Raw genomic sequence first — 13,136 nt, 5'->3', positions numbered from 1 at the left:
TAAAAAACAGGCTATGCCAGTTATGCATAACCGGCCCATTAATGACTTTGCGAAATGAGTCGCTCACCCCGCAATGATAGCGTTGAGTGACGGGTAAGCATCCAGGGTTTCACCACCCGTGCGGTTTCTTAACAATTTGTGATCGTCATCAAAAAAAATAGTTGAGCAAAATCGGTACGGCCGGGGGTTTTACGCTTTTTTAGCAGTGCCCAAAGTGCATACGTAAATCATGCGATTAGGATAAAAAACGGTGGAGCAGCCCTGGTAAATCGCTCACTTTATAACCGTTTATTGCAGGAAAGCCCCGCCTGCTGGCAGGTATGTTGACGACATATTTCACCTGCCGGAGTCAACGAAAATGCCGAAAACCTTACCCGCTGAACGTGAGTATTTCCGTACCGATATTCCCCGTGAGACGAAGACGCCTGAAACCCACCCACTGGTGATCAACGAGCTGGAATCGGTTAACCCTTCGCCGCAAACCCTGCGCTATTACCTGCCGTGGATTTCCGATAACACCTGGCGGCGGTTAAGCGAGCTGTTTTCCAGTGGCGGGACGCCGGGCGATAAAGAGCGCAACGCGAAACTGATTGAAGTCCTCTCCCTGAAACAGGAAATGGAAATGGCTAAGCGCGAGCAGGCGCAACGAGAGCAGGCAGAACGCTCGCGCACCTGCACGCGTGTCGGTATCGCGCTGGCCGCGTTTTCAGCGGCGGCGGCGACCGGATTGTTAGCGTACGGTCTGACCCGTAAAGAGGACAATGCCCTGTCGCTTACAAACACCAATGATTTGATGAAAAACGACTATCCACAGCCTGTCTGGCTCCCCGCCGCAGCGCTTAGCGATTACCGACAACGAGCGTTACCGTCCTGGCAGAGTAGCAACCTGTCGCCGCTCATTAACACCACCCGTAATGAACTGGTGTCGCGCTTTCCGGGCATCGGGCCTGACGCGGTATCAAAACTGATGGTGATGCCCTTACTGAAGATGCTGGACAGTAGCTTGCCGCAACCGCTTAGCGCGGACGCACTGGCGCTGCGCCAGAAACAGTTAGCGCTGATGATTGAGGTGCTTATCCCAACGCTTTCGATACCGGAGCACCTGCGTCTCTATCAGGTGAATAAAAATGACGCAGAACTCTTTCCCCGCTTTTTCGCCCGCAATGGTTATGCCTGGATTACCGTGGGCCAGCAGGCATTTCTCTTATCGACTATGCCTGATGGTGCGCCATTTATTATCGATGCTGACGGCAGCTGCCGTTTTGTGCGTTTTAATCAGAAGAAAAGCGCCTGGGAGTTTGTCAGTGAAGTGGATAACCATGGTTATACCCCGGAGAACCTTAAGCTGCTGGAAGAATACAGTCTGAGCAAGGTCGATCCTGTTGCAATAAAAGCAATGGAATACAATGAAGAATTAAATGTACTCGAAGCCAAAAGCACAGATGCAAAACACCACCGTGGTGTCTTCGCCAGGGGTAAATTTATCCCGACAGCCTGGTTTGATACGCATAAAAAAACCGGCAAACCAGCACTGGCGGCAAAAACCGTGGTGCCAGCAGCCTGTAATGAACCGGCCAGCGCAAAGTTAATCGCCAAAAGTGATTATGGCTGGCAGGTTGAACCTGCCTCGGTAAAAATGGACGAATACCTGAAAATTCTTCTGGAAGACAAAGATCGCTGTGTCAAAAAGACGCCGGTTCGCCCCCTTGAATTAATCGACCCGGCTAACGGACTGAGCGACGACAATGCGGGTAAAAAGTTTTTAAAGAAAGATTATCGCTATTTTAACGTTGAGCGTAATGCCGCAAATAGCAATGCTGAACGCGAGCTGACGCTTACAGATTTTAAAAATGCGACGATCGCCTGGAAGAACGGCGTAATGTTACTCAAACATGCCGATAACATTATTCATGCGCTTAAAAACGATAAAATAAAAAATACCGTTGTTAATTCTGAACCGTTTTATATTGAAAGCGATACCGTTAATTACCTGCGGGAAAATGCTGCATCGTTAACGGATACACCCGACCACGCGCTGTACTGGCGCTATTCCGGCCTGTGGCAAGGAAAAAACGGCGCAATGCTTATCGTTGCGGATAATAAATACGCCGTGCGCGAATACTCAGATGCCGCGATATATGTCAAACATGCAAAATACCCGGCGCAATCTGAGCGTGATATCGTGCTGTGGTCAACGGGTGATACGCTTGTCAGAGTCAGGGACGGCAGCGTTTCAACACCCTATACTGATCTGCATTATAATGACGCCCTGCTCCCCCTGAGCATTGAAACGTCGCTGCATAGCCTTTTGCTAAAATCTATTCAAAGCGATCTTATCAGCAATATTCACCCGGCAGCAGAAGATCTTCTGAAAATTGAAGAGTTCACGCTTCCCGTCGCATGGTTAGATAAACGCAACTGGCAAAGTCTCTTTTTATACCGTGGCGAATATTTTCCGGCGATGTTTATTGATGCCAGAAGTTTGAATAATCCTTGCGGGATGAATAGCATCAGGGTTTATGAAGCCGGGGACTTTTACCGGGCGAAAAAAGAGCTGGCGACATTTGTTATACAGAGGGACGCAGACAAAATTGAAATGAAAACCTGGGAGAGTCTGATTGCCGAAACGTTAAATGTAAAACATGAGGCCGCCGCACTCTATCTTAAAAACTTTCCCTGGCGACACACGGCCAAAATTCGTTCAGTCGAAGAAGCCGTCAGCGAAGTGTTAGCGACCGGCAAACACTATGTTGCCCCTGCCGGTGAACCGTTTAAAAAAACCTGGAAAAATACCGATATTGCCGCGCAGCGGCGGTTTGCCAGAGAACATCTGTACCCTGCCAGAATTAAGCCTAATCAGTTAAAACTTCTCAAGCTAACGGCAGAGGATAAGACGATTAACGCTAGGAAAAAGGAGCAACAAACAGCAGTAAAAGACATAACGCAGTTTATAAAAAATGACGTTTTAACGACGCTGCAAACCTCACTGACTTATAACTCTCCTCACAGGCCGGTGATTAAATCCTATCTGCATAATGCATTTGGTGTGGACAGCGATGAATTCCAGTCAGCGTTGGCCGCCACCTGGCGTAAAAACCTGCAAAAAGTAAACGATCAGCTCTCCGCTGATAATATCTATTTAGTACATGGCAAAGATATAAAACTTAAGGATACAGAAAAAAACGCCGGAAACAGGGTTTTTATGTCACCTGAAAGCGGCCATATTTATATTAATACGCATAAACTCAACCACGAGAATAATGAGCAAGTCCAGCTCTCGGCTGAAATTATCCAGGCCGTAGCTTATCAGCAGGGGATCAACTGCGATTTTCTCGACATTGCCCCTATTAAAAGTATGGCAACGCCGGTATGCGATGCCGGGGATATCGTCACTGACAGATTAAAACAGCGTAAACTAACCCAACCGCAGTGGTTAACTTTAAAAGAAACGAGCAAAAAATACCTGCAGCAGGTTCCGGCTTATAAACATAAAACAAACTCGCTAATGGTGCCGGAAAAACTGGCCTATCTGAGCCATTTTGACCCGGCCTATCGAAGCCATTTGTATCTGAATTCCGCGCCGCTTTTAACGCTTCTCTCCCTTGATACGTTTTATCAGCTGGCCTCGAAGAATAAGGTAACGACAAAGGCTGATGCATGGATTAAACAGTATTGCGCGCTGCGCGCTTCCTGCCCGTCGTCAACAATAACGCCACCGCCAACATCGCCGTCAACGTCGACGTCAACGACGGCAAAGCCGTGGCCTCATCTTCCTGCTTTACACTGGTCACCCAAAAAAGACTCTGACGAAAGCGTCGATACGGATGCTTCAGAAGCGCAAGAATCTGTAGAGGATTCCGATGAAGCCTCACGTCGGGATACTGATACATCATTAGAAGAATCGGTCGAGGATACCGATGAAGATTCTGACGATACCTCGCTGCAAATTTCTGAAGAAGAGAGCGACGACTCCTCGTGGCGTGACGTTGATGAATCCTCAGAGGATGTCTCTGAGGATACCGAAGATACCTCCATTGAAGATACCGACGACACGGACTCACATCCGGGTGAAGAATTAGGCGACGATGCGGATTCGCCGAGCCCACCGCGTGGCCCGACGCCAGATTCTCCTGGCCTGCCAGCACCGCCCGTTCCGGTGCCCCCGGTGCCTGTTCCACCTGTTCCTGCCCCCCCACTGCCAGGAGGAAGCCCCTTACACCCGATAAGGGATATACTCGCCCCGGCCGCAGGCGGTGGCGCACTTGCCGGAGCCGGTGTGGGTATAGGTCTTGGCGCTCCCAAACTGCCGTCAAATACCACGGAAAATCACAGCACAGAGAGACCGGAAACACACTCACATAAAAAAAGCGACCAGTTTTTCCGCCACCCGCAAATCAATATCAAAAACACGCACGGGCACTATATTCCCGATCCGAATGACAACGTTTTTTTACCCGAACAAACTGACAATCCGCCAGAGTCGGGCACCGTCGTCGAGAAGGATAAACCGCAGGGCTGGCGCCACCCTATCGCTATTCGATTCCAGGGGCGAAAACTCGGTGAAAACGAAGATATGATTTATGTCGAGGGGCACGGCAACGTGGTGCGCGTGGAAATACCAGAACTCGCCTGCCTGGGTGAAAAAAAATTAACCGTCTCGCATATGTTACGTTTAATCGGCCAGGCATTAGTCGCCCCTGCTGTCACCAATGCGCTTGCCTGGCAGGAAATTTATGAACTGGAAATCAAAGGAGGGGATTGTCCCACGCCGGAGGATGTTTACTGGCTGGCTGACAGGGTCGAGGTGTTTGATGCCATCATCAATACCGTGCTGGGTCTGGTACCAATCTTTTGGCCCGCGTTTGCGTTAAAGAACCTGCTCGGCCCGACGCTTATTCTGATTGCCGACGCACTGGACGGGAAAAGTATCAGTATCGGTGATGTATTATCGCTGGTGTTAAATGCCATTCTCCAGGTATTTTCCTTCTTCCGCACAGAAATTCCGATGCTTAACGGCGCGCAGCGCGTGAAGTTTATCAGTAAACCCGATACTTTAAATCCAGGTAAAACCAGTTTCCCCTTCGCTAATCGTTTTTCCTTTAAATCTGACGGTAATCCCTACATTAAAATAAAGGAAAGGGAATATATGCTCGAAACAACAGATGAAGCGACAACGGTCGTTCAGGATGAGAACGGGCATTACCAACAGGTCAAATTCAATCAGCAAGAAAATCGCTGGGATATGTTTTATAGCGCCAAAAAAAATATGGATAAAGAATCCAGAGTGGTACAGACGAAATATCGCTACCCACTCAATGATCTCCCACGCAATGCCGTTGCTGAAGCAGGCGCGAAGGACAGCATAATTATTAAAATCCCCGGCAAACCGACGCTCACTGGTGTATTTATTGACATGGATTTTATCCCTGCCCGGCTCGAAAGTATCGATGGACAAACCATCGCTTATACCACGCTTGAATCGGTGCCGGACGAAGAACAGCGGTTACTTGTCTGGAGTCCTTATGGCTGGGATTTTGAACGTCCGTCAGTAAGAATGGATCGTAACCTGAAAATTCTGCTGGCAAATAAAGACGATGCCAGCATGGATGTTACTCAGGCTCGTTTTGGCGCTATGCGCGAATCAAATGGGTTAAGTTATGACTACTGGGGAAATGCTTATCTTAAAAAAGACAATGTTTATTATAAAGTCAATAAGCAAAGCGGCACACAAACAGACAATGTTTTTACTTTACCTGATTATTCAGATGCACAGATTAAGTTTAATAAAGGTTATTTTTCATTAGAACATGGCGACGATATGCTTTTTACTCTTAAGACACTCAGTGTTAAAGATAAAAATACTCCATTCAGGATCGAATCGGCCGCGCTGGATTATTTGCGAAAATATGCAGTTAAATTAACCAGCACAGAGGCCAAGTCTAGCAGTTCATTATTTACTGTCGATGATGAGAATTTCGTTGTAACGTCGCGTACGGATAAGGATATTCAGTTTACCTCGAAACCGCGCTACGGTAGCACGCCAATTAAACTCTGGTCAGATAATGGCGTGTGGTTTCGCATCAGAGAGACAACAAGAGAGAGATCGCTTATCGAATACATTAGTCAGAAACAGTGTCGCGTAACGAGGACGCCCGGCGGTGGTTCATCCTGTGTCGCGCAAGGGCTTTCGATTGATACCGATCTTAATATAAGATTGCACCGGGCAATACGCGAAGAAATGACCTCTAATACCCTGCCCGCCTTGTCCAAGCTGACGCCAGTGCGTACGGGTGAGATCCCCGGTTTATATCAGGACAAGAAGACTAATCAACATTATTTAAACTATGCCGGTAATTATTTTAATGCAAAAATACTTAGCAAAACAAATAAAGAAGAAAACCCAACAGGTTATCCCTGTGTCAAAGTAACTGGCCGCAGTGATTTTTTTAACCGGGAGAAAGAAATTGCCACTGTTGTTGTTATTAAGGATGGCGACACGATAAATTTCGTTGATATTGTCAATTATCTTGCCGAGAAAGTGAATATAACACCTGAACAGGCCAGAATGTTTATAAAAAATCGCCCATTTATCAATATGGAGAATGCCAATGAGATAGAATCATTAATGAATCAAGTACAGCTCTCTGAAGATATTTATGTTGAAAGACCGCTGGAAATAACCACTACGCCGCAAACACGCCCTTCAGATAGCGCGTTATTAGAGATGGCAAAAAAAGCGTTGATACCAGATAATATTTTAAAAAATAATGATTTTGTCGTCGAAATCCATGACCTTCATACTACCAGGGGAACCTATAACCCGACATTGCAACAAGCCAGGATTCATATCTCCGGGCAGATGGATTATCTGCAAAACACCATGCTGGTAAGTGTTCTTAAATCACTTAACCCGCTGGACTATAATAACCCCCTGATAGAAGATTACCTCAGTGAAATATTTGAAAGCGATGACACTAAATTTCTCAGCGAAGTGCAAAATTCTTTATATTCACGGCTTCTCAGCGCTAAAGATGAGTTAGCCAGACGCAATATTAAACTTATTACGGCTATCCAGACCAACCCATCCAAGTCTGCGAAATATGTAAATAAAATCACCAGCCCGGTATATATTGGCGAAGGAAATGACGATATGTTGTTTATAAATATCGACGACCTGGGTCTGGATGAAACAACGAAAAGTGTATCCACACGTGAACTTACCGGCGCTGTTCTTGATGCCGTCATGCTCTCATCGAAGAGAACATTCGATCTTTTAAATGTTCCGCTAAAAGATGGCGCTCATATCAACATCAAAGATGCCTATGCACAGATACAAAAGTCGCTGGTGGCAGGTAAATTCAGTACGCAACAGAAAACAAAATTGCACAGTGTCATTTCGAAATACCTGAGCAAAACACCTGTTTATCAATCCAATGTTAATATTTTAAATGATATGCCGGAGAACTCGCTTAAATTTAACTATATGTTCCGCAATGATGTGGGTTTCCGTGCTCATGTAACGCTTAATTCTCATCACTTTGTCACCCTCATGACGCAGGATCTCCATTACCGTGTGGCAACCTATCAGCAGGATGTCTTTGTTCTGCACCCGTGGGTAAAAAATCATGGAGTAAAACGTGGCGTGAACACATTTTTTTCCGGTACGGAAAATTATACCGATGAATTAACGCCGAGAGAGCTGGAAATTTCGTTCCTGAACCGATTACGTTTCGACGCTAAAGATGTCACCGCAGTTCCGGGGAGTAAAAATGTCTTCAGTACGGCGGATAATAACCTCTACCTGAAATGGCAAAATAATTATTACCCAATTCAATTCCTGGGTAAAAGCCAACGAATTGTTGAAGTCGGCGCGCCAAACGAAGTTCGCCAGATTTATTATTATCATCCTATCTCCGGTAATATTTCGATTATCCCGCACAGCAGTAGTTACGGCTGTATGATGAAATACTACCCTGAACTTGAACTGTATGAGCGCAGCAGTGTGGAAGCGGGGTATTCTGAAGTCTTCAGATTTGATCCACACGATGAGCGCCTGGTTTCCACCGGTGCAACAAAAATAGTTCATATGCCTGGTAATGTTGTACGAATAGAGTTTCCGCAATTCAGCCTGTATCACACAAAGAGTGCAACATCTGATTTGTACTTACAGGGACACGGGAAAACATCGCGTGTCCCGAGCATAGTCCCCAATAATATTGAAGTAAAATATTACACCGCGCCGGGTCATCAACTGGTGCCTTATAAAGGTAGCGCGGTAGATTTTATTAGCGGCAGATTTACCGCTAAAGAAATTAAAAATCCGGGCGAGACAACTGAAAAATATACGATTAGTGAGTTTACCGGTGCTGCGCCTAATCCTTATCATCTGGCCCGAAAATATAATAAAAATATGCTCCATATGTTGTCCCCCAGCATGGATTCCGAAACGCTGATGACATCCATTTCAAATCTTTTTGGTGATAAACAGGCCAGGCTGAATCTTTATATGTGCCGTAAATTTGAGCGTGGTACGACGCCGCAAAACCAACCTTCAACTTCCACTGCGGTCAGTGCGGCTGGAGAGGGAGTTCATTATAATTCCGGGCTGGCGATCGGTAGATGGGCATTTGATCAGGAGTTTACTACGACCACTCAGCCAGGTTCAAAAGGCTTCGCCCCGCTTAAAGAAGGCCAGGTCTACCTGCGCCCGCATACGGTCGATGCACTGGTCACCCACTCATTGCAAAGCGTTTTTAAAGAAATCCCCTATGAAACCTGGTATGGATTTGAAACCAACGAATTCGCTAAACTGCAAGTTCCGCCTTATATCATTGAAAGCCGCGCACAGTTGCGTAATGCAATGATCCGCGTAAAAAATACGCTGAGTAACACTCTGGCGAAGCTGGATAATGCGGCCATGCAGGAGAAGATCGATGATTATATTTCCGTGGCTTTCGATACGGTTAATACCGATATTATCAACCAGGTGAAAGAGCGTTTAAAAGTGATTTCATCACGCATCAAAGGTTATATTGAGGAATCCCAGGAGATTGATTATAAAAATATTGCTATTTCTTCCACTATACGTGCCGAAGATCCGAAAATACCCAGATATTATCCCACCAAGCTTAAAAATGAACCCTCATCAATAATGGCGTTTGTCCTGTCCGGCGACGGGCTGCGGCGTATGTTTGTCATTGATGACTTTTTCCCCAAAGTGAAGTCCTCGTCCCCCCAACAGGCGGCGGTAGAAAGAACGCAGGAACATTATATTATCCATGAATCTTCGCATACTGCTGCTGATACGGTGGACGTCTTTTATACGCTTGATATGAATTTCCGCGAACAGGATGTACAGCTCGGGGTGAGGAGACTGGATTCCCTGCTAAGCACCGGAAATATTAAAAAAACCTCCTCGTGGCGAAATACAATACCGGCCATATTTAAGCACTTAAATATGCAACAGCCCGATGATGCGGCTGCGATAAAATTCATTAATGACAACCCGATGGTGAGGGCGAATATCATTATTGAGAATGCGGACAGCGTTACCCGTTATATTCTGGATATTGCAAAACTCGGCCAGGTAACCACCGTCAGACGTGATGTTGCAGATGAACAAAATGATCTGGATTATAAACTTTTAGCGCTGAGTTATTATGGGTCAGCCGAGCGGCATCTTTAGCGCCATTTTCGTTACACGGCATAGCCAGCTATAGTTTACTTTTAATAAAGCCTGCGCCTGGTCGCAGGCTTTCAGAATCAACTCACTGGCTGAAAAAAGGAGATGCAGATGAAGGTATTGATGGTACTGACCTCGCACAGTGAACTGGGCCAAACCGGTAAGAAAACCGGTTTCTGGCTGGAGGAATTTGCGGCACCTTATTATGTTTTTAAAGATGCAGGCGCAGAGATTGTTCTTGCTTCCCCGGCAGGCGGGCAGCCGCCGCTGGACCCGAAAAGTGATTTACCGGACTTTCAGACCGCGCTGACACAGCGCTTTAAAAAGGACTCAGCGGCGCAGCATGCGCTGGCAAATACGGTAAAACTCGACAGCGTCCGTCAGGAGGATTTTGACGCCCTGTTCTACCCCGGCGGTCACGGCCCGCTGTGGGATCTCGCTGAATCAGACACCTCTGTCAAGCTGATTGAATCTTTCGCCCGTGCTGATAAACCTATCAGTTTCGTCTGCCACGCACCGGGCGTGCTGCGCCATGTCAAAGCCGCTTCCGGCGAACCGCTGGTAAAAGGCCGTAACGTTACCGGTTTTACCAATGGCGAGGAAGACGGTGTCGGACTGACAAAGGTTGTGCCTTTCCTGGTGGAAGACGAGCTGATTGCGCTTGGCGCGAACTACAGCAAAAGCGCCGACTGGGCACCCTATGTGGTTGAAGACGGCAAGCTGGTCACCGGGCAAAACCCGGCAAGTTCCGAAAATGTGGCCCAGGCGCTGCTAAAACAGCTGCGCTAATTGTTACCCCGCCAGAAGGCGCATCATGCGGACCCTTCTGGCGGGTGATTTCAGAGTGTCAGACCTATGGCAGGTAAAATCCATAAGCGAATAAAACCCGGTGGATTCTGTACGGCCAGGTTCGATAACGCCGCGCCTGCCGACGTTATAAACATTGGCACATAAGCGCAAATCCACCAAAGCGCATCGCTTTTCCTTTCGTCCACCTTTATTCCGGGAACGATTCGCCGCCTTGCTGCGACGGCCATTTCCAGTTACGCACTTCGGGAAAATCCTCACCATATTCACGCACATACTGATGATGACTGGCAATTTTCTCCGCCAGCTCATCAAGAATAGCGTCCGCTTTACCCTGCAATGAAGGCGTATGCACAATAGCCGCCTGTGCCAGATGGAAACGGTCCAGCTCATTCATCACCGTCATATCAAACGGCGTGGTGGTGGTGCCCTCTTCCATAAATCCGTGCACGTGAAAATTGCGCTGGTTATTACGCTTATAGATCAGGCGATGGATCAGGCTGGGGTAGCCATGAAAAGCAAAAATCACCGGCTTATCCTGAGTGAAGAGCGCGTCGAAATCACGCTCGCTGACGCCATGCGGATGCTGCTCCGGCGTTTGCAGCGCCATCAGATCCACAATATTGACGACCTGAATACGCAACGTGGGAAAATACCCCCGCAACAGATCGACCGCCGCCAGTGTCTCCATCGTCGGCACATCTCCGGCGCACGCCATCACCACATCCGGTGTGGCACCTGCCTCCATCGTCCCGGCCCATTGCCAGACGCCCATGCCTGCCGCGCAATGTTTTGCCGCCTTCTCCAGCGTCAGCCACTGAGGCGCAGGCTGTTTACCGGCCACAATCACATTAATACGATCCCAGGTTTTCAGGCAGTGATCCGCCACATGCAGCAACGTGTTGGCATCCGGCGGCAGATAGATACGCACGATATCCGCTTTTTTATTCGCGACGTGATCAATAAAACCAGGGTCCTGATGGCTATAACCGTTATGGTCTTGGCGCCAGACGTGAGAAGAGAGAAGATAGTTCAGCGACGATATGGGTTTTCGCCAGGGAAGACTACGCGTCACCTTCAGCCACTTTGCGTGCTGATTAAACATTGAATCAACAATATGAATAAACGCTTCGTAGCAATTAAACAGGCCATGACGACCGGTTAACAAATACCCTTCAAGCCAGCCCTGGCACTGATGCTCGCTGAGAATTTCCATCACCCGCCCGTCCGGGGCAAGTTGTTCATCGTAAGGTTTGAGCGGCTCCCGCCAGGTACGGCTCGTCACCTCAAAGACTTTACTCAGGCGGTTCGACGCCGTTTCATCCGGACCAAATAAGCGAAAATTGTCCGGGTTTTGCATAAAAATCCCCTCCAGATACGCCCCCAGCGCGGCGGTGGATTCCGCCTGGGTTTCACCGGGTGAAGCCACGTCAACAGCATAAGATTCCAGCGCGGGCGTATGCAGTTCCCGGCGCAACCTGCCGCCGTTTGCCCAGGGCGAAGCCCCCATGCGTTTATCGCCACGCGGCGCGAGTGCGCGAAGCTCAGGCTTGAGCCTTCCTTGCTCATCAAACAGGTCGTCAGGATGGTAACTGCGCATCCACTCTTCGAGGATCTGGCGATGGGCGTCATTTTCCCGGCAGGAGGAAACCGGCACCTGGTGCGAGCGCCAGAAATCTTCCACTTTTTTACCGTCCACGCTTTGTGGGCCGGTCCAGCCTTTAGGACTGCGCAAAATGATCATCGGCCAGCGCGGTAACTCAGATGCCTGCGCCAGCTGCTGAATATGGCGAATTTTATCCAGCGCCTTATCCAGTGCCTGAGCCATTTGCTGATGCATATCCGCAGGCTCATGCCCGCTCACCAGCATCGGTTCGTAGCCATAGCCGCTGAACAACTGGCGCAGGTCTTCATCGCTGCTACGACCGAGCAACGTTGGGTTGGCGATTTTGTAGCCATTGAGGTGCAAAATCGGTAGCACTGCACCATCGTGCTGCGGGTTAAGGAACTTGATACCGTACCAGCTTGACGCCAGCGGCCCGGTTTCGGCCTCCCCGTCGCCAATAACACAGGCGGCAATCAGCTCAGGGTTATCAAACACCGCCCCGAACGCGTGGGAGAGTGAATACCCCAGCTCGCCGCCTTCGTTAATCGAGCCTGGCGTTTCCGGCGCAGCGTGGCTTGGGATGCCACCGGGAAAGGAGAACTGCCTGAAAAGCTGCTGCATCCCGGTGATATCGTCTGCGATATGCGGGTAAATCTCGCTGTAGCTGCCTTCAAGCCAGGTGTTGGCGACCATCCCCGGCCCGCCGTGACCCGGCCCGCAGACATAAAGCATATTGATATCACGCTGGCAAATGACCCGGTTTAAATGCGCATAGATAAAATTCAGCCCCGGCGTCGTGCCCCAGTGCCCCAGCAGGCGCGGCTTAATATGCTCAGGTTTCAGCGGTTCGCGCAGCAGGGGGTTATCCATCAGATAGATTTGCCCGACGGATAAATAATTTGCGGCGCGCCAGTAGCGGTCAAGAAGCGTGAAGTCAGCAGTGGCTTGTGTCATTGGAATCCTCTGTTCGGGCGCAATAGTAAAAAAGTCTTACTTACCCCTAATAGAGGAATACCGACCCTGCCAGACAGGTGAGCCGCG

Annotated in this window: 3 protein-coding genes; 2 read left to right on the top strand and 1 reads right to left on the bottom strand. The window is 48.6% G+C overall.

What is annotated here, in order from left to right:
• Positions 1-1,117: 1,117 nt before the first annotated feature.
• Both ACTU3N_RS08980 and ACTU3N_RS08975 read left to right on the top strand, forming a co-directional pair.
• Positions 1,118-9,685 carry a hypothetical protein gene (locus tag ACTU3N_RS08980; protein ID WP_443085779.1) on the top strand — a complete coding sequence of 2,856 codons (8,568 nt, stop codon included), beginning with the start codon at positions 1,118-1,120 and terminating at the stop codon, positions 9,683-9,685.
• 108 nt (positions 9,686-9,793) lie between these two features.
• Positions 9,794-10,471 (top strand): type 1 glutamine amidotransferase domain-containing protein, encoded by a 678-nt coding sequence (locus ACTU3N_RS08975; protein ID WP_443085778.1) that lies wholly within the window; start codon positions 9,794-9,796, stop codon positions 10,469-10,471.
• 208 nt (positions 10,472-10,679) lie between these two features.
• Here ACTU3N_RS08975 and ACTU3N_RS08970 read toward each other — a convergent pair whose 3' ends face one another.
• Positions 10,680-13,049: a phosphoketolase family protein gene (locus ACTU3N_RS08970; protein ID WP_443085777.1), complete on the bottom strand. Its 2,370-nt coding sequence runs from the start codon at positions 13,047-13,049 to the stop codon at positions 10,680-10,682.
• Positions 13,050-13,136: the final 87 nt, after the last annotated feature.

It is taken from the genome of Vagococcus sp. WN89Y, from assembly GCF_052220145.1.
GTDB lineage: Bacteria > Pseudomonadota > Gammaproteobacteria > Enterobacterales > Enterobacteriaceae > Kosakonia.
The sequence above is the reverse complement of the archived record's forward strand: the minus strand, read 5'-3'. Positions and strand labels throughout refer to the sequence as shown.